Source organism: Citrobacter sp. Cpo015, assembly GCF_030333035.1.
In the GTDB taxonomy this organism is placed as follows: Bacteria; Pseudomonadota; Gammaproteobacteria; order Enterobacterales; family Enterobacteriaceae; genus Citrobacter; species Citrobacter portucalensis.
Genome location: NZ_JAOWGS010000037.1, coordinates 670,831 through 696,405, shown reverse-complemented (window position 1 = coordinate 696,405; position 25,575 = coordinate 670,831). Strand labels below are relative to the sequence as shown.

24 protein-coding genes and 5 tRNA genes are annotated in these 25,575 nt (G+C 53.2%); 11 read left to right on the top strand and 18 right to left on the bottom strand.

Translation table 11 applies throughout. From position 1 onward, the window contains the following. From hutU to hutI, 4 genes are all read right to left on the bottom strand, one after another. Nucleotides 1-1,686, bottom strand: a complete 1,686-nt coding sequence (gene hutU / locus OGY67_RS19025) for a urocanate hydratase (protein WP_048214639.1) — start codon at nucleotides 1,684-1,686, stop codon at nucleotides 1-3. A gap of 136 nt (nucleotides 1,687-1,822) precedes the next feature. Next, the gene (locus OGY67_RS19020; protein WP_003831502.1) at nucleotides 1,823-2,542 is read right to left on the bottom strand and encodes a histidine utilization repressor; all 720 of its coding nucleotides are present in this window, start codon (nucleotides 2,540-2,542) and stop codon (nucleotides 1,823-1,825) included. 87 nt (nucleotides 2,543-2,629) lie between these two features. Further along, nucleotides 2,630-3,571, bottom strand: coding sequence for a formimidoylglutamase (gene hutG, locus OGY67_RS19015; protein ID WP_286574372.1), 942 nt, complete (start codon nucleotides 3,569-3,571; stop codon nucleotides 2,630-2,632). After that, on the bottom strand, nucleotides 3,568-4,791 hold the full coding sequence (gene hutI, locus OGY67_RS19010; RefSeq protein ID WP_286574371.1) for an imidazolonepropionase: 1,224 nt from the start codon (nucleotides 4,789-4,791) through the stop codon (nucleotides 3,568-3,570). Before hutI ends, hutG begins: the two co-directional genes overlap by 4 nt. A 224-nt stretch (nucleotides 4,792-5,015) precedes the next feature. On the opposite strand from hutI, the gene OGY67_RS19005 reads away from it, so the two are divergent. Next, nucleotides 5,016-6,299 carry a putative acyl-CoA thioester hydrolase gene (locus OGY67_RS19005; RefSeq protein WP_048216339.1) on the top strand — a complete coding sequence of 428 codons (1,284 nt, stop codon included), beginning with the start codon at nucleotides 5,016-5,018 and terminating at the stop codon, nucleotides 6,297-6,299. 82 nt (nucleotides 6,300-6,381) lie between these two features. On the opposite strand, the gene pgl is transcribed toward OGY67_RS19005, so the two are convergent. Further along, nucleotides 6,382-7,377, bottom strand: coding sequence for a 6-phosphogluconolactonase (gene pgl / locus OGY67_RS19000; protein ID WP_048235821.1), 996 nt, complete (start codon nucleotides 7,375-7,377; stop codon nucleotides 6,382-6,384). A gap of 165 nt (nucleotides 7,378-7,542) precedes the next feature. On the opposite strand from pgl, the gene OGY67_RS18995 reads away from it, so the two are divergent. Next, entirely contained in the window at nucleotides 7,543-8,361 is an 819-nt protein-coding gene (locus OGY67_RS18995) for a pyridoxal phosphatase (protein ID WP_003831476.1), read from the top strand. Here OGY67_RS18995 and modC read toward each other — a convergent pair whose 3' ends face one another. The 4 genes from modC to OGY67_RS18975 all read right to left on the bottom strand — a co-directional run bounded on the left by modC (nucleotide 8,362) and on the right by OGY67_RS18975 (nucleotide 11,219). Then, nucleotides 8,362-9,420: a molybdenum ABC transporter ATP-binding protein ModC gene (gene modC, locus OGY67_RS18990; protein ID WP_286574370.1), complete on the bottom strand. Its 1,059-nt coding sequence runs from the start codon at nucleotides 9,418-9,420 to the stop codon at nucleotides 8,362-8,364. A gap of 2 nt (nucleotides 9,421-9,422) precedes the next feature. Beyond that, nucleotides 9,423-10,112, bottom strand: coding sequence for a molybdate ABC transporter permease subunit (modB, locus tag OGY67_RS18985; protein ID WP_286574369.1), 690 nt, complete (start codon nucleotides 10,110-10,112; stop codon nucleotides 9,423-9,425). After that, entirely contained in the window at nucleotides 10,112-10,885 is a 774-nt protein-coding gene (modA, locus tag OGY67_RS18980) for a molybdate ABC transporter substrate-binding protein (RefSeq protein ID WP_003831470.1), read from the bottom strand. The genes modB and modA overlap by 1 nt, the downstream gene beginning before the upstream one ends. Nucleotides 10,886-11,069: 184 nt before the next feature. Continuing rightward, nucleotides 11,070-11,219 carry an AcrZ family multidrug efflux pump-associated protein gene (locus OGY67_RS18975; RefSeq protein ID WP_020996536.1) on the bottom strand — a complete coding sequence of 50 codons (150 nt, stop codon included), beginning with the start codon at nucleotides 11,217-11,219 and terminating at the stop codon, nucleotides 11,070-11,072. Nucleotides 11,220-11,348: 129 nt separating this feature from the next. Here OGY67_RS18975 and modE point away from each other — a divergent pair, with 129 nt between their 5' ends. The 7 genes from modE (at nucleotide 11,349) to gpmA (ending at nucleotide 19,138) form a co-directional block, all read left to right on the top strand. Next, nucleotides 11,349-12,137, top strand: coding sequence for a molybdenum-dependent transcriptional regulator (gene modE / locus OGY67_RS18970; RefSeq protein WP_003831465.1), 789 nt, complete (start codon nucleotides 11,349-11,351; stop codon nucleotides 12,135-12,137). Nucleotides 12,138-12,204: 67 nt separating this feature from the next. Next, nucleotides 12,205-13,677 carry a molybdate ABC transporter ATP-binding protein ModF gene (modF, locus tag OGY67_RS18965; RefSeq protein WP_111465903.1) on the top strand — a complete coding sequence of 491 codons (1,473 nt, stop codon included), beginning with the start codon at nucleotides 12,205-12,207 and terminating at the stop codon, nucleotides 13,675-13,677. Between the two features lie 217 nt (nucleotides 13,678-13,894). Next, complete coding sequence (galE, locus tag OGY67_RS18960; protein WP_003831462.1) at nucleotides 13,895-14,911, top strand: UDP-glucose 4-epimerase GalE; 1,017 nt, start codon at nucleotides 13,895-13,897, stop codon at nucleotides 14,909-14,911. A 9-nt stretch (nucleotides 14,912-14,920) separates the two neighbouring features. Next, complete coding sequence (gene galT, locus OGY67_RS18955; protein ID WP_032942745.1) at nucleotides 14,921-15,967, top strand: galactose-1-phosphate uridylyltransferase; 1,047 nt, start codon at nucleotides 14,921-14,923, stop codon at nucleotides 15,965-15,967. 3 nt (nucleotides 15,968-15,970) lie between these two features. Continuing rightward, nucleotides 15,971-17,119, top strand: coding sequence for a galactokinase (gene galK / locus OGY67_RS18950; protein ID WP_032942744.1), 1,149 nt, complete (start codon nucleotides 15,971-15,973; stop codon nucleotides 17,117-17,119). After that, on the top strand, nucleotides 17,113-18,153 hold the full coding sequence (gene galM / locus OGY67_RS18945; protein ID WP_286574368.1) for a galactose-1-epimerase: 1,041 nt from the start codon (nucleotides 17,113-17,115) through the stop codon (nucleotides 18,151-18,153). The genes galK and galM overlap by 7 nt, the downstream gene beginning before the upstream one ends. A 232-nt stretch (nucleotides 18,154-18,385) precedes the next feature. Beyond that, on the top strand, nucleotides 18,386-19,138 hold the full coding sequence (gpmA, locus tag OGY67_RS18940) for a 2,3-diphosphoglycerate-dependent phosphoglycerate mutase (protein ID WP_003022999.1): 753 nt from the start codon (nucleotides 18,386-18,388) through the stop codon (nucleotides 19,136-19,138). 108 nt (nucleotides 19,139-19,246) lie between these two features. Here the strand turns inward: gpmA and aroG are convergent, their stop codons facing one another. Beyond that, nucleotides 19,247-20,299: a 3-deoxy-7-phosphoheptulonate synthase AroG gene (gene aroG, locus OGY67_RS18935; protein ID WP_286574367.1), complete on the bottom strand. Its 1,053-nt coding sequence runs from the start codon at nucleotides 20,297-20,299 to the stop codon at nucleotides 19,247-19,249. A gap of 317 nt (nucleotides 20,300-20,616) precedes the next feature. Here aroG and OGY67_RS18930 point away from each other — a divergent pair, with 317 nt between their 5' ends. After that, nucleotides 20,617-20,991, top strand: coding sequence for a YbgS-like family protein (locus OGY67_RS18930; protein WP_003022994.1), 375 nt, complete (start codon nucleotides 20,617-20,619; stop codon nucleotides 20,989-20,991). Nucleotides 20,992-21,104: 113 nt separating this feature from the next. After that, nucleotides 21,105-22,046, top strand: coding sequence for a CDF family zinc transporter ZitB (gene zitB, locus OGY67_RS18925; RefSeq protein WP_008784162.1), 942 nt, complete (start codon nucleotides 21,105-21,107; stop codon nucleotides 22,044-22,046). Here the strand turns inward: zitB and pnuC are convergent. The 8 genes from pnuC to cpoB form a co-directional block, all read right to left on the bottom strand. After that, nucleotides 22,043-22,762: a nicotinamide riboside transporter PnuC gene (gene pnuC, locus OGY67_RS18920; protein WP_008784161.1), complete on the bottom strand. Its 720-nt coding sequence runs from the start codon at nucleotides 22,760-22,762 to the stop codon at nucleotides 22,043-22,045. The two genes, zitB and pnuC, sit on opposite strands and share 4 nt — an antisense overlap. A 26-nt stretch (nucleotides 22,763-22,788) precedes the next feature. Beyond that, nucleotides 22,789-23,832, bottom strand: coding sequence for a quinolinate synthase NadA (gene nadA / locus OGY67_RS18915; protein WP_003837113.1), 1,044 nt, complete (start codon nucleotides 23,830-23,832; stop codon nucleotides 22,789-22,791). Between the two features lie 281 nt (nucleotides 23,833-24,113). Beyond that, nucleotides 24,114-24,189, bottom strand: a tRNA-Lys gene (locus OGY67_RS18910). Nucleotides 24,190-24,221: 32 nt separating this feature from the next. Then, nucleotides 24,222-24,297, bottom strand: a tRNA-Lys gene (locus OGY67_RS18905). Nucleotides 24,298-24,342: 45 nt separating this feature from the next. Continuing rightward, nucleotides 24,343-24,418 (bottom strand) — tRNA-Lys (locus OGY67_RS18900). Nucleotides 24,419-24,421: 3 nt separating this feature from the next. After that, nucleotides 24,422-24,497, bottom strand: a tRNA-Val gene (locus tag OGY67_RS18895). A gap of 36 nt (nucleotides 24,498-24,533) precedes the next feature. Beyond that, nucleotides 24,534-24,609: transfer RNA gene (locus OGY67_RS18890), tRNA-Lys, on the bottom strand. Between the two features lie 165 nt (nucleotides 24,610-24,774). Then, entirely contained in the window at nucleotides 24,775-25,566 is a 792-nt protein-coding gene (cpoB, locus tag OGY67_RS18885; RefSeq protein ID WP_003831441.1) for a cell division protein CpoB, read from the bottom strand. Nucleotides 25,567-25,575: the final 9 nt, after the last annotated feature.

The window sequence follows — 25,575 nt, the reverse complement described above, 5'->3', positions numbered from 1 at the left end:
TCAGCGTTTCTCCTGCGTCGCAGCAATCATTGGCAAATTCAGCCCTTCTTCAACGGCGCACTCCACCGCAATGTCATACCCGGCGTCGGCGTGGCGCATCACCCCGGTAGCCGGATCGTTATGTAAGACCCGGGCGATGCGCGCCGCGGCTTCATCGGTACCATCGCAAACAATGACCATCCCGGCATGCTGAGAGAAGCCCATGCCGACCCCGCCGCCGTGATGCAGCGACACCCAGGTCGCACCGCTGGCGGTGTTAAGCAGCGCGTTCAGCAGCGGCCAGTCGGATACGGCGTCTGAACCGTCGCGCATAGCTTCGGTTTCGCGGTTCGGGCTGGCAACAGAACCGGAGTCCAGATGGTCACGGCCAATAACAATCGGCGCGGATACTTCACCGCTGCGCACCATTTCATTAAACGCCAGCCCCAGTTTCTGACGCCACTCCAGGCCGACCCAGCAGATACGCGCTGGTAAACCCTGGAAGTTAATCCGCTCACGCGCCATATCCAGCCAGTGATGAAGGTGCTTATCATCAGCCACGATCTCTTTCACTTTGGCATCTGTCTTATAAATATCCTGCGGATCGCCGGAAAGCGCCACCCAACGGAATGGCCCTATGCCGCGACAGAACAGGGGGCGAATATATGCAGGTACGAAGCCGGGGAAATCAAAGGCGTTTTCCACGCCCATCTCTTTGGCCATCTGGCGAATGTTGTTGCCGTAATCAAACGTCGGCACACCCATTTTGCTAAACGCCAGCATCGCCTCAACGTGCGTTGCCATTGAACGTTTCGCCGCCTGCACCGTGCCCTGGGGATCGGACACCGCTTTTGCCTGATACTCTTCCCAACTCCAGCCGCACGGCAGATAACCATGCAGCGGATCGTGGGCGCTGGTCTGGTCGGTGACCATATCCGGGCGCACACCGCGCTTCACCAGTTCCGGCACAACGTCGGCGGCATTAGCACACAGCGCAATGGAGACGGCTTTACCCTCGCGGGTGTATTTGTCGATACGCGCCAGCGCATCGTCAAGCGATGTCGCCTGCTCGTCGACGTAACGGGTACGCAGACGGAAATCAATTCGGCTTTGCTGGCATTCAATGTTCAGCGAACACGCACCCGCAAGTGTAGCGGCTAGCGGTTGTGCTCCGCCCATGCCGCCCAGCCCGGCGGTCAGCACCCAGCGTCCGCTGAGGTTACCCTGATAATGCTGACGCCCGGCCTCAACGAAGGTTTCATAAGTCCCCTGCACGATGCCCTGGCTGCCGATGTAGATCCAGCTCCCGGCAGTCATCTGGCCGTACATCGCCAGCCCTTTGGCGTCCAGTTCGTTGAAGTGTTCCCAGGTAGCCCAATGCGGCACCAGGTTGGAGTTGGCAATCAGCACGCGCGGTGCGTTGTCGTGAGTTTTGAATACGCCTACCGGTTTACCAGACTGGACCAGCAGAGTTTCATCGGTCTCCAGTTTGGTCAGCGCGTTGACGATGGCGTCATAACATTCCCAGTCCCGCGCGGCGCGGCCAATCCCACCGTATACCACCAGCTCATGCGGATTTTCCGCCACATCGGGATCCAGATTATTCATTAACATGCGCAGCGGCGCTTCGGTCAGCCAGCTTTTGGCCGTTAAGGTGGTGCCGCGTGGGGCACGAATATCCTGCTGACGATATTTGCTATGGGACATGACAGAAAACTCCTCGCGAACGTCGGATAGATAAGTAACATATACTTGTCTATACAAGCTGTCGCAAGGGTCATTTTAACAATTAAGATACATTTTTATTATATTGCGTCAGCAATCACGGTTTTCATGTCCTGTATCAGGACATAAACCGTCCTTGCAGGCGATAGCGAGAACCCGGGAACAGCAAACGGGCATGAGAGACAATGGATGACGCAGACCAGGTTTTACGGCGGATCAGCAGGCAGGGATCGTGTTCTTTGATATTCAGCAGCGCGCACTCTTCAGCGCTGGCACGTACCGCTTCAACAATATGTTCACCTTCCGTCAGCGGGGCGATCAGTGACAGGTATGCGTGTGGCGTGGTCTGGCTGTAATCCTGCGCCAGATACTCCGGCACAATTTCGGCATTCACGCAGCGATCTTCAATCTGTACCGGCAGATCGTTCTCGTAGTGCACCATGACAGAGTGAAAAATGGATGTGCCTTCTTTGACGTTTAACACCAAAGCCTGCTGCGCGTTGGCCTGGGTTTTTTCCAGCGTCAGCACTTCGCACCGGTGCTGATGCTGACGGGCGTTGATTTCATCCGCGATGCTGCGGATTTCAAACAGCGCGGACTGGCCTTTTGGCTCGGCGACAAACGTCCCGACGCCCTGCAAACGCACCAGTAAACCTTCATCCGTTAACTCACGTAGCGCCCGGTTGATAGTCATGCGGCTGAAACCATATTGCGCCACCAGCTCTGCCTCAGAAGGAATGCGATCGTGAGGCTGCCAGATACCGCTGGCAATTTTTTCGCTGATCTCCTGTTTTACCTTTTCGTAAAAAGGAGCCGGAGCAGAACGGGATGGGAGCATGCGTGAGCCTTCCTTAAGCTGAAAATGTGAATGGGTAGAGTTTACAGGCATTACCCGAACCTGATAAGCGCAACGCCATCAGGTATATCAGTGCCACCAGTGGGCGATTTGCCAGCCTAATCGCGCCGCAACCCGCGCCGCCCTGCCATCATCGTCAAAGCGCGGATTAAATTCAACCATATCCACCGCCAGGAGTTTACCGCTACGACACAGAGGCTCAATCAGTCTCAGCAGCGTCGCCAACGTTACGCCAAGCGCGGCGGGGGCCGACACGCCGGGCATTTCCCACACCGGCAGCACGTCGAGGTCGATTGTCAGATAGATGACATCCAGATTGGCAATGAACTGCGCTAACTGCGCCTGCGCCGTATCGCAATGCAGATCCTCCACCACGGTAACACCGAGCCGCTGGGCCTCATCCCAAAGCGCCTGGGTGTTTGCCGCCCGACTGACGCCGATACAGGCATAGTGAAATTCACGCTGCTGTTCATCGCAAAGCTGCGCCAGCTGGCGAAATGGCGTACCGGATGTAGCTTGTTCAGCTTTGCGCAAATCGAGATGCGCATCGAAGTTGACTATCCCCACTTTCGCCTGCGGGAACGCATCCAGTACGCCAGCGCCGTGTGCAAAGGCGGTTTCGTGTCCCCCGCCCAAAACAAAGGTACGCATGTTCTCCTGCTGACAGCGCTGTACCGCATTGCGTAACGCCTGCTGCGCGCCCTCAAGATCGGGAGCCTGCGCCACAATATTTCCCAGATCCACCAGCCGATTGTGCCCATCATGACTGGCTAAATTCGCCAGCGCCTTGCGCAGCACATCGGGTGCTCCGGCGGCCCCCGTGCGCCCTTGATTACGTTTAACGCCTTCGTCGCAGGCAAACCCGAGCAACGCTATCTGCTCGCGGTACATTTCTGGGCTAAACGTCAGACTTTGCGTGATAGTCTGAAACAGGCGCAGCGCATTCGGCGATTCGGCGCGGTCATCACGTCCCTGCCACAGCGCAGGTGAGGCTGGTTGCCAGTTGGTCATGCTATTTGTCCTTTGAATACGCGTTGGTAGAGCGGATTGCGCCCGGGTTCATACAGGATCTCGACCGGGAGGGTTGCATCCCACACCACAAAATCGGCCACAAACCCGGCCTTCAATTGACCGTGGGTGGCATGACGCCCCAGTGCCCGGGCCGCATGACGGGTTACGCCCGCCCATGCTTCTTCCGGCGTTAGGCCAAACTGAACGCAGGCCATATTCATCGCCCAGTGCAGGCTGATAAACGGACTGGTACCGGGGTTAAAATCTGTCGCTACCGCCATCGGTACCTGATATTGACGCAGCAACGCTACCGGTGGGCGCTGCTGCTCTTTGAGGAAATAGAATGCGCCGGGCAGCAGCACGCCGACCGTACCGCTTTGGCTCATCGCCGCCACGCCCGCTTCATCGAGGTATTCAATATGATCGGCGGATAGCCCTTGGTAGCGGCTTACCAACTGTGCGCCGCCAAGCAATGACAGTTGTTCGACATGGCCTTTAATCGGGATGCCCAGCGCCTGTGCAGCCTGAAACACCCGCTCGCTCTGCGCCAACGAAAAACCAACGCTTTCACAGAACAGATCGACGGTCTCAAACAGCCCTTGTTCCCACAATTGCGGCAAAATGGTCTCACACACCAGCGTAATATAGCCGTCAGGATCATCCCGGTATTCCGCTGGGGTTGCATGCGCGGCCAACAGCGTCGGGCTGATTTCAATGATATTCTCTGCCGCCAGCGCTGCCACCACGCGTAATATTTTCTCTTCTGTCGGCAAATCCAGGCCGTAGCCGGATTTTATTTCCAGCAGCGTAACACCTTCTTTGATCAGCTGTTCCATCCGCTGATGAGCTACGTGTAAGAGTTGTTCATCCGTGGCGCTGCGGGTCGCCGATACGGTGGCATTGATCCCCCCACCCTGAGCGCTTATCTGCTGGTAGGAGACACCATTTAGCCGCTGCTCCCACTCACCTGCGCGGTTTCCGCCAAAGACCAGATGCGTATGGCAATCAATCAGGCCTGGCGTAATCAGCCTGCCCTGCATATCAAAAGTATTGTCATGCGTGAGATATAACGATGACTCCGGGACGATATCGCGAATCTTGCCCTGGCGGACGATCAGCGCGTGACCATCCAACAGCCCATATGGGGTGCCACGTTCAGGGTCCATAGTCGCCAGACGAACATTGCGCCAGATAACATCATCAGGGAAGAATTGCTGCATTCGACTCACCACTTGTCATAGGTTGTATAGACATTTATTTTTGATTATAGGGATGTTGTCAACCTGAAGAACCATAATTGTTATCTATTTGTGATATAAAGACTCTCCGCGCCAGACATTGCTGCGATAAAAAACAACTTTTTACCTTTTCGCCTTCCCGTTTCGCTCAACTTAGTATAAAAAAGCAGGCTTTAATGGATAACTTTCAAAGCCCGGAGCAACCTGTGAACATATCATCAGTTTCCCGTCTGGCGCTGGCAATGGCTTTTGGCGTGACGCTGACCGCCTGTAGCTCTACGCCGCCCGATCAAATTCCTTCCGATCAAACCGCGCCAGGAACCTCTTCGCGCCCAATTTTGTCGGCCAATGAAGCGAAAAACTTCGTTACTGCGCACTATTTTTCCGCGCTGACGCCAAACACCGCGCCGTGGAGCCCTTCTTCTATTTCTCTGCCTGCACAGCCTGACTTCGTCGTTGGCCCGGCAGGGACTCAGGGCGTCACCCATACCAGCATTCAGGCCGCTGTTGATGCAGCAATCATCAAACGTACTAACAAACGTCAGTACATCGCGATTATGCCAGGCGAGTACCAGGGCACGGTATATATTCCAGCAGCAACAGGTAGCCTGACGCTGTACGGCATGGGCGAAAAACCGCTTGATGTGAAAATTGGCCAGGCCATTGACGGTGAAATGAGCACCGCTGACTGGCGTCGTACGGTGAACCCAGCCGGTAAATACATGCCGGGTAAACCTGCGTGGTATATGTTTGATAATTGCCAGAACAAACGCGGCACGAATATTGGCGTGATGTGTTCTGCTGTCGTCTGGTCGCAAAACAACGGGTTGCAATTGCAGAACCTGACCATCGAAAACAACCTGGGTGACAGCGTTGATGCGGGTAACCACCCGGCCGTTGCACTGCGTACCGATGGCGATAAAGTGCAGATCAACAAGGTCAATATCCTGGGCCGCCAGAATACCTTCTTCGTGACCAATAGCGGCGTACAAAACCGTCTGGAAAACGATCGTCAGCCGCGTACGCTGGTTACCAACAGCTACATTGAAGGCGATGTGGATATCGTTTCCGGTCGCGGTGCCGTAGTGTTCGATAACACCGATTTCCGCGTAGTGAACTCCCGTACCCAGCAGGAAGCCTATGTGTTCGCACCGGCTACCCTGTCAAACATCTACTACGGTTTCCTGGCGATTAATAGTCGCTTCACGGCAAGTGGCGATGGCGTGGCGCAGTTAGGCCGCTCGCTGGATGTCGATTCCAACACTAACGGTCAGGTCGTGATTCGTGACAGCGTGATTAACGAAGGCTTTAACATGGCAAAACCATGGGCTGACAGCGTTATCGCAAAACGCCCGTTTGCCGGTAATACCGGTGCGGAAGATGACAAAGGTGAAATCCAGCGTAACCTGAACGACACCAACTTCAACCGTATGTGGGAATACAACAACCGCGGTATCGGTAGCAAAGTGGTTGCTGAACCTAAGCAGTAAACGTCATTCTCTGATGTAAACCCGGCAGATTCATGCTCTGCCGGGCAATGTGCCGGATACTCATCCGGCATTAGACGCAATATTAGTACGCGTTAACAACCACCCACATCGGGCCTTGTCCTACCGCGTAACGACCTTTCTCCGTCAACAGTCCTTGTTCACCAGCAATCTCGTATACCGCGATATGGTGCGATTTTTGTCCGGCTGCAATCAGGTATTTACCTCTGTTATCGATATTAAAACCGCGTGGCTGAGTTTCGGTAGGTTGGAAACCTTCTTTGTTCAACACGCTGCCATCTTCAGAGACGCTAAAGACCGTAATCAGGCTGGCGGTGCGATCACAGGCATACAGATGACGACCATCCGGTGTGATGTGAATATCTGCTGCCCAACGGGTATCCGCGAAATCAGCAGGCATCATATCCAGCGTCTGCACACACTCAATCTTGCCGTACGGATCTTTCAGCTCCCAGACATCAACAGAGCTATTCAGCTCGTTCACGCAGTAGGCATATTGCTTATTCGGATGGAACGCCATATGACGCGGGCCCGCGCCTTCAACGGTAGTCACTTCAGCCGGTTCCTGCGCAACCAGATGGCCATCATCGCTAACGTCAAACAGGCAGATACGATCCTGTTTCAACGCCGGAACCCACAGGGTACGGTTATCCGGAGAGATGTTGGCTGAGTGGCAACCATCCAGACCTTCTACCACGTCAACCAGTTCCACCGGCAGGCCATCTTCCAGACGCGTGACACTCACGCTACCCGCGTTATAAGAGCCAACGAACACGAAACGTCCCTGATGATCGGTAGAAATATGCGTCGGGCTACCCGGCAGCGCAGACTCGGCCGCGAAGGTCAGCGCTCCGTCATCAGGCGCAATACGATAAGCCAACACGCGAAACTCCGGGCGCACACCAACATAGAGGTAACGCTTATCCGGGCTGACGACCATCGGCTGTACCTGACCCGGTACATCAACCACCTGCGTCAGCGTCAGAGAACCATCGTGATTCAGGCTCCAGACGTGGATTTGCTGACTTTCAGGGCTGGCGGTATAAACGGTTTGCTTCATGAATACTCCTTTGCTTTTTGGCAGGTGGCTGCAATTGCCTGACACACGCCTAAGGTAGACGCTTTTAACGGTGAATGCTTAATTAAGGCTCAGAATTTTGTCCGGCTCCCGTCTCGGTGTACCATTCCAGCAGACAAAATTCTCAACCTTAATCTGGAAAAAACTATGACCGCACGCGTGATTGCCCTGGATTTAGACGGTACCCTGTTGACCCCGAAAAAAACCTTGCTGCCATCCTCTCTCGAAGCGCTCTCGCGCGCCAGAGAAGCAGGCTACCAACTTATCATTGTCACAGGTCGCCATCACGTTGCTATTCATCCTTTTTATCAGGCACTGGCGCTGGATACACCTGCAATTTGCTGTAACGGTACCTACTTGTATGATTATCAGGCAAAAAAGGTACTGGAATCCGATCCCCTCCCGGTTGACCAGGCATTACAGCTGATCGAAATGCTGGATGAACATCAGATCCACGGGCTGATGTATGTGGATGAGGCCATGCTGTATGAGCGCCCAACCGGGCATGTGGTGCGTACCGCTAACTGGGCACAAACTCTGCCGCCGGAACAGCGTCCGACCTTCACTCAGGTTCCTTCGCTGGCGCAGGCCGCGCATGACGTTAACGCCGTCTGGAAATTTGCCCTGACCGACGAAGATATTCCGAAACTGCAGCAGTTTGGCCAGTACGTTGAGCAACAGCTGGGACTGGAGTGTGAATGGTCCTGGCATGATCAGGTCGACATTGCTCGTAAAGGCAACAGCAAAGGACGACGCCTTACCCAGTGGATTGAAGCACAGGGCGGGTCAATGGAAAACGTGATTGCCTTTGGCGATAACTTTAACGACATCAGCATGCTGGAAGCCGCAGGTACCGGCGTGGCGATGGGCAACGCGGATGACGCGGTCAAAGCCCGCGCCAACATCGTGATTGGTGACAACACCACAGACAGCATCGCGAAATTTATCTACTCCCACCTGCTGTAATCAGGCGGTAATCGATACGCTCTTAATTTGCGCGTACAGCCACAGGCCAGGTTTGATACCCAGTTCATCCCTGGCCCATGGGCTAATCCTCGCCCACAGCGTCTTACCGCCCACCTCAAGCTGAACTTCCACCTGACCGTTATCGTCATAGCATTGCGCGACTTTTGCCCGGAGAACGTTACGAATACTGGTCTGCTGGGGTGGTTGGAGCACCAGTGAAACATCAGATGCCTGAATACGAATACGCAGCGCGGTTTGCAGCGGTTGCTCCAGCTTATTGACCCACAGATGCTGATCGCCGAGCGCCAGCGCGGTCATCGCATAGTGTGGATGATGTTCCAGCACGCTGACTTTCAGAATACTGCTTTGCTGTTCCTTAGGCAGCCAGGGGTGCATCACGCTGCTACCCCAGACATCTTCCAACGAACCGAACGCTTTGACCTGCCCATTCTCCAGCACCATCACTTTATCCGCCAGGTGCAAAATATCATCAAGCGAGTGGCTGACGTACAGCATCGGAATATTAATTTCACGTGCAAGGCGTTGCAGGTAAGGCAGCAGTTCGCGTTTACGCGGTATATCCAGCGAGGCTAACGGCTCATCAAGCAGCAATAACTCAGGCGCGGTCAGCAGCGCCCGACCGATGGCGACACGCTGCTTTTCACCGCCAGAAAGACCGCCGGGCAAACGGTCAAGCAGCGGTTCAATGCCCAACAGCGACACCAGCTTATCAAACTGTCCGGCCATGCTTTTCGCCATTCCGTAACGCAGGTTGCCGCGCACTTTATAGTGCGGGAACAGGCGCGCATCCTGGAAAACATAGCCCACCCGGCGTTTTTCCGGCGTTAAACAGATACCGTTCTCGACGTCGTTTAAGACCCGACCGTTGAGCACGATACGTCCGGACTGCGGCTGCGTCAGGCCGCTGATGGCGTTAATCAGTGAGGTTTTGCCCGCGCCGGAAACGCCAAAAATAGCGGTGATGCCGCTGGCTGGCAGCGTTTCGTTGAGCGTCAGGCAATGCGTCCCCAGCGTCTGGGAGAAATTGAGTTCCAGCATAATTATCGCCCCGTCCGCTCACGGCTAATACGCGCCAGCCATTCAGAAATCAGCAGCGAAATCAGCGCCAACACAATAGAAATGATACACAACCTCGCCGCCGCGCTTTCGCCGCCGGGAGTCTGGATCAGGGTATACATCGCCGAAGGAATGGTGCGGGTTTCGCCAGGAATATTGGAAACAAAAGTAATGGTTGCGCCAAATTCCCCGAGGGAACGCGCGAACGCCAGCACCGTACCGACAATAATGCCGGGCAGCATCAGCGGTAGCGTAATGGTCATGAATACACGCCAGCGTCCGGCTCCCAGCGTGCGGGCCGCCTGCTCCAGCTTGACGTCGACACCTTCCAGCGCCAGACGAATTGCCCGTACCATCAGAGGAAAAGACATCACCGCCGCAGCCAGCACAGCTCCGCGCCAGCTAAAGGCAAAGGTAATGCCAAACCAGTAGTACAACCATTCGCCAATGAATCCGCGCCGCCCCATGGCGACCAACAGCAGATAGCCCACCACGACCGGCGGCAGAACCAGCGGCAAATGCAGAACGCTGTCGAGCAGCGCTTTGCCCGGGAACTTGCATCGCACAAGCAGCCAGGCAAAGAAGATCCCAAACGGCAAACTAAACAACACAGCCAGGGAAGAAACTTTCAGGCTCAGGATGACGGCCTGCCATTCAGGATCGGTCAGTATCATTACTTGGTCGTAAATCCATAACGTTTAAAGATTTCAGCAGCCTGCGGTCCTTTCAGGTAATCATAGAACGCGCTAACCGTTGCGTTTTTGTGCCCATCAACAATCGCGATAGGGTATTCCACTTTTTTGTGCGAATCTTCCGGGAAAGTCGCAACAACTTTTACGCCCTTACTGGCGACAGCATCGGAACCATAGACGATCCCCAGCGGCGCTTCGTTACGCTCTACCAGCGCCAGCGCACCGCGCACGTCTTCAGCAGGAGCCAGTTTCGGGGCCAGGGTATCCCATGCACCCAATTTTTGCAGCGCTTCTTTGGCATAAATGCCCGCCGGAACATGTTCTGGATCGCCAACAGCCAGGCGTCCACCATTCAACAGACTGGTCCAGTTGGTTTTACTGTCAATGGTGAAGTCTTTCTGTGCGCTGGCTTTCGGCGCAACCACCACCAGACTGTTACCCAACAGCGTTTCACGCGATGCGGTATCAATCGACTTCTTGTCTACCGCGTAGTCCATCCATTTCTGATCGGCAGAAATAAACAGATCGGCCGGTGCGCCTGCTTCAATCTGACGCGCCAGTGTGGAAGAAGAAGCAAAAGAGGAGACAACATCAACGTTCTTCTCTTTTTTATATTGCGTTGCAATGTCCTGCATCGCGTTGGTCAGCGAAGCCGCTGCAAAAACGGTAATCTTTCCTTCATCCGCCAGCGCATGCCCGGCAACGGTAAGAGAAAGTGTTGCCCCTGCAAACAAGCGTAACCATGTACGTGCCATCTGTAACTCCTTTGCGTTTCGTTATGTAGGCGCAAATATAACGAGTAAACCAGGATTTTCCCAGTGGTTATTGATACCAATTAGAGGTTACACAAAGAAAATATCGGCAGGGAAAGCAAGATCTTGAGAAAACGAGTTGGCAGGCAAAAAATATAAACGCCCGACTGAGCGGGCGTTTGGGGAATCAATGATTCTGTCTGGACTGGTCTTTCTGACCGATAGAGGAGAAGATGTTGAACACTTCACCCAGTCCGTAAATCAGCCCCAGGATGACAGCCATCACCACAGGAACCATAATTACGGCGAATACCAGACTTTTCAATAACTCTAACATGGTCAACTCCAGATATAGTCCTTAGTTGTATTCTAACCACATAACACAGAAAAGCACTCCCCTTTTGTGCGGTTGGCTTTGCGCGCGCGCGGTTTTCCGTCACAATACCCCTTTTGCCAGGAGCTTGTGATGCAGGCCGAAATCCTTCTTACGCTGAAACTTCAGCAAAAACTGTTTGCCGATCCCCGTCGCATTTCTCTGCTTAAGCACATTGCGCTTTCCGGCTCCATCAGTCAGGGCGCGAAGGATGCAGGTATCAGCTATAAAAGCGCCTGGGATGCGATTAACGAAATGAATCAGCTCAGCGAGCAGACGCTGGTTGAGCGCGCCACTGGCGGCAAAGGCGGCGGCGGCGCGGTATTAACGCGCTACGGCCAACGCTTAATCCAGCTGTATGATTTACTGGCGCAAATCCAACAGAAAGCCTTCGATGTTTTGAGCGATGACGACGCACTGCCGCTCAATAGCCTGCTGGCGGCGATCTCTCGCTTTTCGCTGCAAACCAGCGCCCGTAACCAGTGGTTTGGCACCATTACCGCCCGCGACCACGATCAGGTTCAACAGCATGTCGACGTGCTGCTGGCGGATGGCGAAACGCGCCTGAAAGTGGCAATCACTGCACAAAGCGGCGAGCGTCTCGGGCTTGAGGAAGGCAAAGAAGTACTGATTTTGTTGAAAGCGCCGTGGGTAGGAATCACTCAGGACGACGCCATCGCTCAGGCCGCCGATAACCAGTTGCAGGGCACGATTAGCCATATCGAACGCGGAGCGGAGCAGTGTGAAGTATTGATGACCTTGCCAGACGGCCAGACGCTGTGCGCAACTTTGCCGATAGAGCAGACCCACACATTAACGGAAGGCGCTAACGTCACAGCATATTTTAATGCGGACAGGGTGATTATCGCCACACTGTGCTGAGTTAATTGACATCAGCCTGAAGAACACGTATCCCTGTTATTCATCGCTGCAAATAATGGGATACAAAATGTCATCGTTGCAAATTTCGCAAGGCATGTTTCGTCTTAGCGACACAAAAACGCTCCAGTTAGATGCGTTGACGTTAAACGCGGGTGATAGCTGGGCGTTTGTTGGCTCTAACGGCAGCGGGAAATCTGCGCTGGCCCGCGCGCTGGCGGGCGAGTTACCGCTTCTGAAAGGCGAACGTCACTGTCAGTTTACACGTATTACCCGACTCTCCTTTGAGCAGCTCCAAAAGCTGGTCAGCGACGAGTGGCAGCGAAACAACACCGATCTTCTTAGTCCCGGTGAAGACGACACCGGGCGCACTACCGCAGAAATCATTCAGGACGAAGTTCGCGACCCCGCCCGCTGCGCTGCGCTGGCGCAGCAGTTTGGCATTTCATCCCTACTTAACAGGCGTTTCAAATACCTTTCCACCGGTGAAACGCGCAAAACCCTGCTCTGCCAGGCATTAATGTCCACACCGGATTTGCTGATCCTTGATGAACCCTTTGACGGGCTGGACGTGGCGTCCCGTCGCCAGTTAGCAGAGTTGCTCGCTGAGTTGCACCAGGCCGGTTTAACGCTGGTACTGGTGCTTAATCGCTTTGATGAAATTCCTGAGTTCGTGCAGTTTGCCGGCGTACTTGCCGACTGCACGCTGACGGAAACCGGTGCAAAACCCGACCTTCTGCAACAGGCATTAATCGCTCAGCTTGCCCATAGCGAACGGCTGGAAGGCATCCAGTTACCCGAACCGGATGAGCCTTCGGTGCGCCACACGCTGTCAGATAACGAGCCGCGCATTGTGCTTAACGACGGCACCGTCTCGTATAACGATCGCCCTATCCTGCATCATCTGAGCTGGCGGGTAAATCCGGGGGAACACTGGCAAATCATCGGCCCCAACGGTGCGGGGAAATCAACCCTGCTCAGTTTAATCACCGGCGATCATCCCCAGGGATATAGCAACGACCTGACCCTGTTTGGCCGCCGCCGGGGCAGCGGTGAAACTATCTGGGATATCAAAAGACACATTGGCTATGTCAGCAGCAGCCTGCATCTGGATTACCGGGTAAGTACGACAGTTCGCAACGTTATTCTCTCCGGTTATTTCGATTCAATCGGCATTTATCAGGCCGTCTCCGACAGACAGCACAAGCTGGTACAACAGTGGCTGGATATTCTGGGCATCGATAAACGTACCGCGGATGCGCCATTTCATAGTCTTTCCTGGGGGCAGCAGCGGCTGGCATTGATTGTTCGTGCACTGGTGAAACATCCTACGTTGCTGATCCTCGATGAACCGTTGCAAGGATTAGATCCGCTCAACCGTCAACTGATCCGTCGGTTTGTGGATGTCCTGATCGGTGAAGGTGAAACTCAGCTTTTGTTTGTCTCTCATCACGCCGAAGATGCCCCGGCCTGCATTACCCATCGGCTAGAGTTTGTACCCGAGGGTGATATCTACGCCTATCGACAAACCTCTCTGCGTTAATTTTCATGCCAGGGCGTTTATCACGCCCTTTTTTCTGCTTTTTTTTCAGACAAGTGCTGAAATAACAACCTAACATAATGATTTATAATAAAATAACTGGCAGCATCGAGTGAAAACACCGGAGTGTAAACGATTCCACTAATTTATTCCGTGTCACACTTTTCGCATCTTTGTTATGCTATGGTTATTGCATACCATAGGCTTAACGGAGCGAATTATGAGAGTATTGGTTACAGGTGGTAGCGGTTACATTGGAAGCCACACTTGCGTGCAGTTACTGAAAAATGGTCACGAAGTGGTGATCCTGGACAATCTCTGCAACAGCAAGCGCAGCGTACTGCCCGTCATTGAGCGTTTAGGCGGCAAGCATCCGACCTTCGTGGAAGGAGACATCCGTAACGAAGCGCTGATAACCGAAATTCTGCACGATCATGCCATTGATACGGTCATCCATTTTGCCGGTTTAAAAGCCGTTGGAGAATCCGTTGCCAAGCCGCTGGAGTACTATGACAACAACGTCAACGGCACTCTGCGTCTGGTGAATGCAATGCGCGCTGCCAACGTGAAAAACTTCATTTTCAGCTCCTCCGCGACCGTCTATGGCGATCAGCCGCAAATTCCTTACGTTGAAAGCTTCCCCACCGGCACGCCGCAAAGTCCGTACGGCAAAAGCAAGCTGATGGTGGAACAGATCCTGACCGATCTGCAAAAAGCGCAGCCCGACTGGAGCATTGCCCTGCTGCGCTATTTTAACCCGGTTGGCGCTCATCCATCGGGAGATATGGGGGAAGATCCGCAAGGTATTCCAAACAACCTGATGCCTTACATCGCGCAGGTTGCCGTTGGCCGTCGCGAATCTCTTGCCATATTTGGCAATGACTACCCTACTGAAGATGGCACCGGCGTACGCGACTACATCCACGTGATGGATCTCGCCGACGGCCATGTTGCTGCCATGGAAAAACTGGCGGGCAAACAGGGCGTACATATTTACAACCTCGGTGCAGGCATCGGTAGCAGCGTGCTGGACGTGGTCAACGCCTTCAGCAAAGCTTGCGGTAAACCGGTGAATTACCATTTCGCCCCGCGCCGTGATGGCGATCTTCCGGCCTACTGGGCTGACGCCAGCAAAGCCGATCGCGAGCTCAACTGGCGCGTGACCCGCACACTGGATGAAATGGCACAAGATACCTGGCACTGGCAGTCACGCCACCCGCAGGGATATTCGGATTAAGGACCAATCATGACGCAATTCAATCCTGTCGATCATCCACATCGCCGTTTTAACCCGCTCACCGGGCAGTGGATCCTCGTATCACCACATCGCGCCAAACGCCCGTGGCAAGGGGCGCAGGAAACTCCGTCTAAGCAGGTACTGCCTGCACATGACCCGGACTGCTTCCTGTGCGCTGGCAATACGCGCGTTACCGGCGACAAAAACCCGGATTACACCGGGACCTATGTCTTTACCAATGACTTTGCGGCGCTGATGTCCGATACCCCGGACGCGCCGGACAGTCACGATCCGTTAATGCGATGCCAGAGCGCGCGCGGTACCAGCCGTGTAATTTGCTTCTCGCCCGATCACAGCAAAACGCTGCCGGAACTCAGCGTCCCTGCACTAACAGAAATTGTGAAAACGTGGCAGGAACAGACTGAAGACTTAGGCAAAACCTATCCCTGGGTGCAGGTATTTGAGAATAAAGGCGCAGCGATGGGATGCTCGAACCCGCATCCACACGGACAAATTTGGGCCAACAGCTTTTTGCCTAACGAAGCCGAACGTGAAGATCGCCTGCAGAAAGCGTACTTCGCCGAACAAGGCGCACCGATGCTCGTTGATTACGTCCAGCGTGAGCTGGCGGACGGCAGCCGTACGGTCGTTGAAACCGAGCACTGGCTGGCAGTTGTCCCTTACTGGGCCGCGTGGCCGTTCGAAACGCTGCTGCTGCCGAAAGCGCACGTGTTGCGAATTACCGATTTGACCGACGAACAGCGTGCTGACCTGGCGCTGGCGTTGAAAAAACTGACCAGTCGTTATGACAACCTGTTCCAGTGCTCATTCCCCTATTCTATGGGCTGGCACGGCGCACCGTTTAACGGTGAAGAAAACCAACACTGGCAGTTGCACGCACACTTTTACCCGCCGCTGCTGCGTTCCGCGACTGTGCGTAAATTTATGGTCGGTTATGAAATGCTGGCAGAAACCCAGCGCGACCTGACGGCAGAACAAGCGGCTGAACGACTGCGTGCGGTCAGCGACATCCATTTTCGCGAATCCGGAGTTTAAATAATGAGTCTGAAAGAAAAAACACAATCTCTGTTTGCTGAAACATTTGGCTACCCTGCCACCCATACTATTCAGGCACCGGGTCGTGTGAACCTGATCGGTGAACATACCGATTATAACGACGGCTTCGTTCTGCCCTGCGCTATCGACTATCAAACCGTTATCAGCTGTGCGGCACGCGACGATCGAAAAGTCCGTGTTATCGCCGCTGATTACGACAATCAGGTTGATGAGTTCTCGCTTGATGCGCCAATTATCGCTCATGACAGCCAGCAGTGGTCAAACTACGTGCGTGGCGTAGTGAAACATCTGCAAAAGCGCAATAACGCCTTTGGCGGCGCGGATCTGGTGATCAGCGGTAACGTCCCGCAGGGTGCGGGCTTAAGCTCTTCTGCCTCACTGGAAGTCGCTGTGGGTACGGTATTCCAGCAGCTCTATCATCTGCCGCTCGACGGCGCGCAGATTGCCCTGAATGGCCAGGAAGCTGAAAACCAGTTTGTCGGCTGTAACTGCGGCATTATGGATCAACTGATCTCGGCACTTGGTAAGAAAGATCATGCGCTACTGATCGACTGCCGAACGCTGGGCACCAAAGCCGTTTCCATGCCTGAGGGCGTAGCGGTGGTGATCATCAACAGTAACTTTAAACGCACATTGGTCGGTAGCGAATACAATACCCGTCGCGAACAGTGTGAAACCGGTGCGCGTTTCTTCCAGCAGCCAGCGCTGCGTGATGTCAGCCTTGAAGCCTTCAACGCTGTCGCCCACGAACTGGATCCGATTGTCGCCAAACGCGTTCGCCACGTGATCACGGAAAATGCGCGTACCGTTGAAGCCGCACAGGCGCTGGAAAAAGGCGACCTGCTGCGCATGGGCCAGCTGATGGCGGAATCTCACGCCTCAATGCGCGATGACTTTGAAATTACCGTGCCGCAAATTGATACGTTGGTAGAGATTGTCAAAGCGACCATCGGCGATAAAGGCGGTGTCCGTATGACCGGCGGCGGCTTCGGCGGCTGCATCGTGGCGCTGATCCCACAAGATTTGGTACCTGCCGTTCAGCAGGCTGTCGCCGAGCAGTACGAAGCAAAAACCGGTATCAAAGAAACATTCTACGTCTGCAAACCTTCTCAAGGAGCCGGACAATGTTAAACGAAATCCCTGTGCAGGCTCCGGACGGTCAGCCGTTTCGCCTGCTCACCTTGCGCAATGACGCAGGGATGGTGGTCACGCTCATGGACTGGGGCGCAACCCTGCTCTCTGCACGTATTCCGCTTAGCGATGGTAGCGTGCGCGAAGCATTGCTCGGGTGCGCCAGTCCGGAACAATACCCGGAGCAGGCTGCGTTTCTCGGCGCTTCAATTGGTCGCTACGCTAACCGTATCGCCAACAGCCGCTATACCTTTGCCGGCGAAACCGTTGAGTTGATACCAAGTCAGGGCGACAACCAGCTGCACGGCGGGCCAGACGGTTTCGACAAACGTCGCTGGCAGATAGTCAATCAGAATGACCGTCAGGTGCTGTTCACCTTAACATCTGACGATGGCGACCAGGGTTTCCCTGGCCATCTATGCGCCACCGCGCAGTATCGCCTGACTGACGATAATCGTATTTCGATAACCTACCGCGCCACGGTCGATAAGCCCTGTCCGGTGAATCTGACGAATCACGTTTATTTTAACCTCGACGGTAACAAAACGGATGTGCGCCAGCATAAGCTGCAAATTATGGCGGACGAGTACTTGCCGGTTGATGAAATGGGCATCCCGCATGACGGGCTGAAATCCGTCGCTGGTAGCACTTTCGATTTCCGCTCGGCTAAAATCATTAGCAGTGAATTTCTTGCCGATGACGATCAGCGCAAGGTGAAAGGTTACGATCACGCCTTCCTGCTTCAGGCACAGGGCAATGCGCGTACGCCGGTCGCCCGACTGTGGTCCCAGGATGAAAAACTGCAGATGGTGGTATACACCTCCGCCCCGGCATTGCAGTTTTACTCCGGCAACTTCCTCGGCGGTACGCCATCTCGTGGGCCTGATGCCTACAAAGACTGGCAAGGTCTGGCGCTGGAAAGTGAGTTTCTCCCGGACAGCCCAAACCATCCAGAGTGGCAGCAGCCGGACTGCTTCTTACGCCCGGGTGAAGAGTATGCCAGCGTGACGGAATATCAGTTTCTTCCAGTCTGATCCTTTCCCCTCACAGGCCCGATGACGTAACGTAGCGGGCCTGTTATTTGTTTATCACAGTAGAACCGCTCAAATCCCCACCGCTCAAAGACAAAATCGCAACCTTGAATTCACAAGAACCTTACACTGTGGCGCTATTTTCGCTATGGTTATGCGTAAGCATTGCCGCTGACGCTTTACGGCAATATAATGAGAATTATTATCATTCAATATGATTTATAGGAGTGAGTGTATGGCTGTAACTAAGCTGGTTCTGGTACGTCACGGTGAAAGTCAGTGGAACAACGAAAACCGTTTTACCGGTTGGTATGACGTTGATCTGTCAGAGAAAGGCGTGGGCGAAGCAAAAGCGGCAGGTAAACTGCTGAAAGAAGAAGGCTACAGCTTCGATTTTGCTTATACCTCTGTGCTGAAACGTGCCATCCACACCCTGTGGAACGTACTGGACGAACTGGATCAGGCCTGGCTGCCGGTTGAAAAATCCTGGAAACTGAACGAACGTCATTACGGCGCGCTGCAAGGTCTGAACAAAGCTGAAACCGCTGAAAAATACGGTGACGAGCAGGTTAAACAATGGCGTCGCGGCTTTGCGGTAACTCCACCGGAACTGACCAAAGATGACGAGCGTTATCCGGGTCACGATCCGCGTTATGCGAAGTTGACCGACAAAGAGTTACCGGTTACCGAAAGCCTGGCGCTGACCATCGATCGCGTTATCCCCTACTGGAACGAAACCATTCTGCCGCGCATGAAAAGCGGTGAGCGCGTAATTATCGCCGCTCACGGTAACTCTCTGCGTGCGCTGGTTAAATACCTGGATAACATGGGCGAAGATGAGATCCTTGAACTGAACATCCCGACCGGCGTACCGCTGGTATATGAGTTCGACGAAAACTTCAAACCAATCAAACACTACTATCTGGGTAACGCTGACGAGATCGCAGCAAAAGCGGCAGCCGTTGCGAACCAGGGTAAAGCGAAGTAATTTTCATCCCGGGTCAAACGAAAAAAGCGTGGAATGCTCCACGCTTTTTTATTGCCGGATGACGGCGTTGCCTTATCCGGCCTACCGAGCGTAGCCCGGATGAATTTTTTAACCGCGGCGCGCTTTTACAGCATCCGCCAGCTGGCGCAATACTGCATCGGTATCTTCCCAGCCAATGCAGGCGTCGGTGATGCTCTTACCGTAGGTCAGCGGCTCACCGCTATCCGGGTTCTGATTACCTTCTACCAGATGGCTTTCGATCATCACACCAATAATTCCTTTTTCGCCCCCAGCAACTTGTCCGCAAACATCTTTCGCGACATCCATCTGCTTTTTGAACTGCTTGCTGGAGTTGGCATGGCTAAAGTCGATCATCACCTGCGCTGAAAGCCCTGCTTTGATCAGACCTTCTTTCACATCGGCAACGTGCTGAGCGCTGTAGTTCGGCTCTTTGCCGCCGCGCAAAATAATATGGCAATCGCCATTACCACTGGTATTTACGATCGCCGAATGACCCCATTTGGTCACAGACAGGAAGCAGTGCGGCGCTCCTGCGGCGTTAATCGCATCAATCGCTACTTTTATCGTGCCATCAGTACCGTTTTTAAAGCCAACCGGGCAGGACAGACCAGACGCCAATTCGCGATGCACCTGAGATTCTGTGGTACGTGCCCCAATCGCGCCCCAGCTCATCAGGTCGGCGAGGTATTGCGGCGTAATCATATCGAGGAATTCACCTGCAGCAGGCAATCCGCTGTCATTGATATCCAGCAGCAGTTTACGCGCAATGCGCAGCCCATCGTTGATCTGGAAGCTGTTGTCCATGTGCGGATCGTTGATAAGCCCTTTCCAGCCAACGGTAGTTCGCGGTTTTTCAAAATAGACGCGCATAACGATTTCAAGCTCGTCTTTTAACTCTTCACGCAGCGCCAGCAGGCGAGCGGCATACTCTTTAGCAGCTGCCGGATCATGAATAGAGCAAGGCCCAATCACTACCAGCAGGCGATCGTCACTCCCTTTCAGGATTTTATGAATCGCCTTACGGGCATGAGCCACCGTGTTTGCGGCATTTTCAGTAGCGGGGAATTTTTCCAACAATGCGACTGGCGGTAATAACTCGTTGATCTCTTTAATGCGTAAATCGTCGTTCTGATAATTCATGATTATTCCAGCGTTGCCATACTTATATAAATGAATGCAATCCCTCCAATCTATATCTTCAGTCATAAAGTGTAAACGGGGTTTTACACTTTGGACGGATTAATCCTGGAATTGGCCAAAAAAACGCAATAAAGTAGCGAAAAACGAGATCCAACCTACAATTTATAACTGTAACAGCTTTAATTTTCATAAATTTCAAGATTCTATGCTGGGTTTAATTTCTCTGGCAAAACTATTAACCACATATTGATGATGTAACTGGCACATGCACTGTTGGAAGACGTTATCCGACATATCGACCATAACAGGAGCATATTATGCATATGACAAAGCTGGCTTCACTCTTTCTTACCGCTACACTCAGCCTCGCCAGCGGCGCGGCGCTGGCTGCTGAAACCAATACACAGTCCAATAACGGCCAGGCAAATTCCTCGGCGGATGCCGGTCAGGTCGCCCCAGACGCACGCGAAAACGTGGCACCAAATAATGTCGACAACAGTAACGTGAATTCGGGTGGCACAATGCTGCATCCGAACGGTTCATCAATGAACCATGAAGGGATGACCAAAGATGAGATGCACAAAAACACCATGTGTAAGGACGGTCGCTGCCCTGATGTGAATAAGAAGGTTGAGACCGGAAACGGCATTAACAATGATGCTGAGACAAAAACTGATGGCACTACGCAGTAACGCTGAAAATAAAGCTAATAATGGGAGAGCAATAGCTCTCCTTTTTAATTTTATCATCCCAAAAACGGTATGATGGCATACAGTAAAGATGAGAATAACAAAGGGATGGCATAATGGCGCACTCGCATACTCATACTTCTTCTGAGCAACCCAAGGACAATAATGCCCGCCGCTTGATGATTGCATTCTGCATTACAGCCGGATTTATGTTGGTTGAGGTGGTGGGTGGAATACTTTCAGGTTCACTGGCCTTGTTGGCCGATGCCGGGCATATGCTCACTGATGCCGCAGCGCTCCTTTTTGCGCTACTGGCCGTCCGGTTTTCCCATCGCCCGCCCACAATACGACACACCTTCGGCTGGCTGAGGCTCACGACACTGGCCGCGTTTGTTAATGCCATCGCATTGGTCGTGATCACCATTTTAATCGTCTGGGAAGCCATTGAGCGCTTCCATACGCCCCGCCCCGTGGCTGGCGGCATGATGATGGTTATAGCTGTCGCGGGTTTACTGGCTAACGTGCTGGCTTTTTGGGTTCTACACCGCGGCAGTGAGGAGAAAAACCTGAACGTCCGCGCCGCGGCACTACATGTGATGGGCGATTTACTCGGCTCGGTCGGGGCGATCATCGCTGCGCTGATTATTATCTGGACGGGCTGGACGCCTGCGGACCCGATTCTCTCGATTCTGGTTTCCGTGCTGGTACTGCGTAGCGCCTGGCGACTGTTAAAGGATAGCGTTAATGAATTACTGGAAGGCGCCCCGCTGACGCTGGATATCGCCGCACTGCAGCGCCATCTCAGCCGGGATATCCCCGAAGTCCGCAATGTGCACCATGTCCATGTCTGGATGGTGGGTGAAAAACCGGTAATGACGCTGCATGTGCAGGTGGTCCCGCCGCACGATCACGACGCGCTGCTGGAGCGTATTCAGCATTTCCTTATCCATCACTACCAGATTGAACACGCCACGATCCAGATGGAGTATCAGCCGTGTAATGGGCCGGACTGCCACCTGTATCAGGGGGTATCCGGCCATTCACACCATCACCATTAATGGGACAGCGCGTGGGAACCCCGCTCGCGCGCGCTGTTAATCCACATCCTGCTACCGTTCAGGGCGATAACCGTCAGGATCATATACTCCAGCGACATGGCATATACGCCTTGCAGGGCGAAAATCACTACGCTTATTACGTTAATGATCACCCACAGCAGCCAGTTTTCAACGTACTTACGCGTCATCAGGATCATCGCCGCAATCGACAACACCATCATGCAGGAGTCCCAGAACGGGAATGCATCGGGTTGCAACTCAGGCACAACAACCTGCAATCCTAAAGCCTGCATAATGTTCACCGCAATGCGGGTCAGGAATGCAAAGACCGGATCGATATAGACCGACATCAGGCCGATCGCCACCACGCAAGCCGCCAGCCAGCCGATCGCTTTTGGTAACGGCAACCAGCGAATTTTCAGTTCCGCTTCATGCTGGTTGGTTTGCCTGGACCAGGCATACCAGCCGTAGATGTTGGCGGCAAAGAAGAAAACTTGCAGCAACAGGCTTGCATAGAGCTGGATCTGAAAGAAGATAATCGCAAACAGCGTGACGTTTATCAGGCCGAAGAAGTAATTGCTGATTTTCTCAAGGCTTGCCAGGCCAATACACAGCAACCCAGCGATCGTCCCCACAGCTTCGATCCACGACAGATCGTAACCGCCAGCGCCAATCGGAATATGTACCAGAATGTTCTGCGTGCTAAAAAAGTCCATCTTTTCCCCCAGAGCCAAAAAATTAATTAAGCTCGAAGTGTAGCCGCAAATTCCAACATGCGGTTTAACGGCAACAACGCCCCTTCTCGCAGCGCAGCATCAACATGTATCTCATGAGCCGCTCCGCCTTGTTCCAGGCCCTCAGCAATCGCCTTGAGGCCGTTCATCGCCATCCACGGACAATGCGCACAGCTGCGGCAGGTTGCCCCCTCACCAGCCGTCGGCGCTTCAAGCAATTCTTTATCCGGAACGGCCTGCTGCATTTTGTAAAATATGCCCCGGTCAGTCGCCACAATCAGCTGTTGATGCGGTAACGATTTAGCTGCGTTGATTAACTGGCTGGTTGAGCCAACCGCATCGGCCATATCAACGATAGACTGAGGGGACTCCGGGTGCACCAACACCGCTGCATCAGGGTAAAGCCCCTTCATGCGTGTTAAAGCCTGAGTTTTAAATTCGTCGTGGACGATACAGGCCCCCTGCCAACAAAGAACGTCTGCACCGGTCTGTTTTTGGACGTAGTTGCCCAGATGTCTGTCCGGAGCCCAGATGATTTTTTCACCCAAACTATCAAGATGCTCAATAAGTTCTACCGCGATACTGGATGTGACGACCCAGTCCGCACGTGCTTTAACGGCGGCTGAGGTATTGGCGTAAACCACTACGGTACGATCGGGGTGCGCATCGCAAAACGCGCTGAACGCATCAATCGGACAGCCCAGATCTAATGAGCATTCCGCCTGTAGGGTCGGCATCAGGATGGTCTTTTCCGGGCTGAGGATTTTGGCGGTTTCCCCCATAAACCTCACGCCTGCAACCAACAGCGTAGAGGCAGAATGTTTTGAGCCGAAACGCGCCATCTCCAGAGAATCAGAAATACAACCACCGGTCTCTTCGGCCAACTGCTGAATTTCAGGATCAGTGTAATAGTGCGCGACCATAACGGCATCACGCTCTTTCAGCAGGCGCTTGATTTTTTCACGATAAAATTGCTTTTCATCCACACTCAGCGGGGCTGGCTTCGGCGGAAACGGATAAATTGCTGCTTCTGGATCAAACATCACGCTCATCTTGCTTTCTCGTTTTACTGGCTTAACGAAATAACCGATTAAAAGCGTGACGCACGCCGTATTCGGTTAGTTTTGTTTTATATGCTAAACAAGATAGCGGATTGGCGTAAGAAAGTCACAATAATTGCGTGTGAGGAATGCCGGAAGGCGACTGACGTCTTATCCGGCCTACGTGAATAGTGTCGTCTGTAGGACTGATAAGCGAAGCGCATCAGGCAAGCAGATTCGAATCTTATAAATCGCAGATAGCAAAAAGGCGCCTTTAGGGCGCCTTTTTACACTGGTGGGGCGTGCAGGATTCGAACCTGCGACCAATTGATTAAAAGTCAACTGCTCTACCAACTGAGCTAACGCCCCCTTATGGGGTTTACTTCTTTATACTTTCAGGATGGTGGGTCGTGCAGGATTCGAACCTGCGACCAATTGATTAAAAGTCAACTGCTCTACCAACTGAGCTAACGACCCGCTCGGGTATAACCTGAAAATTTTTACTCGGTGCCACCAATAAGTTGGTGGGGCGTGCAGGATTCGAACCTGCGACCAATTGATTAAAAGTCAACTGCTCTACCAACTGAGCTAACGCCCCGAGTGGTGGGTGATGACGGGATCGAACCGCCGACCCCCTCCTTGTAAGGGAGGTGCTCTCCCAGCTGAGCTAATCACCCGATACTGCGCTGGATACTACTTACTAACTAAGTTAGTGGTGGGTCGTGCAGGATTCGAACCTGCGACCAATTGATTAAAAGTCAACTGCTCTACCAACTGAGCTAACGACCCATTTTTTTTGCCGCTTTTGGGCTGTTTGATATCCCTTGGCAACGGCGGCATATATTACTGATTTCAGATTTTAGCGCAACAAAAATTTCGATGTAAATAACTCAACTGCTTAGGAATCACACGACGCGACCAGAATTAACACGATTTCTGGTCGCATGGTGTTCATTACATCGCGCCAAGGCGTTTTTGCGCTTGTTTCGCGCCATCAGTGCCAGGGTATTTAGTGATAACCTGCTGATAAACGGCTTTCGCTTTCTCTTTATCACCTTTGTCCTGCATGATGACGCCGACTTTATACATCGCGTCTGCAGCCTTTGGTGATTTCGGGAAGTTTTTGACTACTGAAGCAAAATAGAACGCTGCATCATCTTTTTTCCCCTTGTTGTAATTCAACTGACCCAGCCAGTAATTCGCATTTGGCAGGTAAGTTGAGTCTGGGTACTTTTTAATGAAGTTCTGAAATGCTTCAATCGCGTCATCCTGGCGGGATTTATCCTGCACCAGAGCAATGGCCGCATTGTAATCGGTATTCGCATCGCCAGTTTGTACCGGAGCACCTGACGCTGCCGCTGCACCCGCATCAGGTGCAGGGGTTGCTGCTGCCCCACTCTGATCGCCGCCCGCAGATTGCGCCGCAGGTGCACTACCGCTACCAAGATTATTCATCTGCAGCAATATCTGCTTCTGGCGTTCAACAACCTGATTCAGTTGATACTGATTTTCCTGAATTTGACCGCGCAGGGAATCAATATCGGACTGATTATCGGAGAGTTGTTGCTGGAGTTGGGTTAAAAGCTGACTGTGAGCGTTAGAAATACGCTCGAGTTGAGTGACACGGTCTTCGACCGAGCCAGAGCCGACACTACTGATTGGCGCCTGTGCAAAAGCGGCCCAGGGGGCCGCTATGCCAACCAGTAACGACAGACTCAACAGATGATGTCTGAAGTTACTGCTCATGCAATTCTC

Coding starts and splice junctions, on each gene's coding strand:
- hutU (WP_048214639.1), bottom strand. CDS start 1,686: ATGTCCCATAGCAAATATCGTCAGCAGGATATTCGTGCCCCACGCGGC.
- OGY67_RS19020 (WP_003831502.1), bottom strand. CDS start 2,542: ATGCTCCCATCCCGTTCTGCTCCGGCTCCTTTTTACGAAAAGGTAAAA.
- hutG (WP_286574372.1), bottom strand. CDS start 3,571: ATGACCAACTGGCAACCAGCCTCACCTGCGCTGTGGCAGGGACGTGAT.
- hutI (WP_286574371.1), bottom strand. CDS start 4,791: ATGCAGCAATTCTTCCCTGATGATGTTATCTGGCGCAATGTTCGTCTG.
- pgl (WP_048235821.1), bottom strand. CDS start 7,377: ATGAAGCAAACCGTTTATACCGCCAGCCCTGAAAGTCAGCAAATCCAC.
- OGY67_RS18995 (WP_003831476.1), top strand. CDS start 7,543: ATGACCGCACGCGTGATTGCCCTGGATTTAGACGGTACCCTGTTGACC.
- modC (WP_286574370.1), bottom strand. CDS start 9,420: ATGCTGGAACTCAATTTCTCCCAGACGCTGGGGACGCATTGCCTGACG.
- modB (WP_286574369.1), bottom strand. CDS start 10,112: ATGATACTGACCGATCCTGAATGGCAGGCCGTCATCCTGAGCCTGAAA.
- modA (WP_003831470.1), bottom strand. CDS start 10,885: ATGGCACGTACATGGTTACGCTTGTTTGCAGGGGCAACACTTTCTCTT.
- OGY67_RS18975 (WP_020996536.1), bottom strand. CDS start 11,219: ATGTTAGAGTTATTGAAAAGTCTGGTATTCGCCGTAATTATGGTTCCT.
- modE (WP_003831465.1), top strand. CDS start 11,349: ATGCAGGCCGAAATCCTTCTTACGCTGAAACTTCAGCAAAAACTGTTT.
- modF (WP_111465903.1), top strand. CDS start 12,205: ATGTCATCGTTGCAAATTTCGCAAGGCATGTTTCGTCTTAGCGACACA.
- galE (WP_003831462.1), top strand. CDS start 13,895: ATGAGAGTATTGGTTACAGGTGGTAGCGGTTACATTGGAAGCCACACT.
- galT (WP_032942745.1), top strand. CDS start 14,921: ATGACGCAATTCAATCCTGTCGATCATCCACATCGCCGTTTTAACCCG.
- galK (WP_032942744.1), top strand. CDS start 15,971: ATGAGTCTGAAAGAAAAAACACAATCTCTGTTTGCTGAAACATTTGGC.
- galM (WP_286574368.1), top strand. CDS start 17,113: ATGTTAAACGAAATCCCTGTGCAGGCTCCGGACGGTCAGCCGTTTCGC.
- gpmA (WP_003022999.1), top strand. CDS start 18,386: ATGGCTGTAACTAAGCTGGTTCTGGTACGTCACGGTGAAAGTCAGTGG.
- aroG (WP_286574367.1), bottom strand. CDS start 20,299: ATGAATTATCAGAACGACGATTTACGCATTAAAGAGATCAACGAGTTA.
- OGY67_RS18930 (WP_003022994.1), top strand. CDS start 20,617: ATGCATATGACAAAGCTGGCTTCACTCTTTCTTACCGCTACACTCAGC.
- zitB (WP_008784162.1), top strand. CDS start 21,105: ATGGCGCACTCGCATACTCATACTTCTTCTGAGCAACCCAAGGACAAT.
- pnuC (WP_008784161.1), bottom strand. CDS start 22,762: ATGGACTTTTTTAGCACGCAGAACATTCTGGTACATATTCCGATTGGC.
- nadA (WP_003837113.1), bottom strand. CDS start 23,832: ATGAGCGTGATGTTTGATCCAGAAGCAGCAATTTATCCGTTTCCGCCG.
- cpoB (WP_003831441.1), bottom strand. CDS start 25,566: ATGAGCAGTAACTTCAGACATCATCTGTTGAGTCTGTCGTTACTGGTT.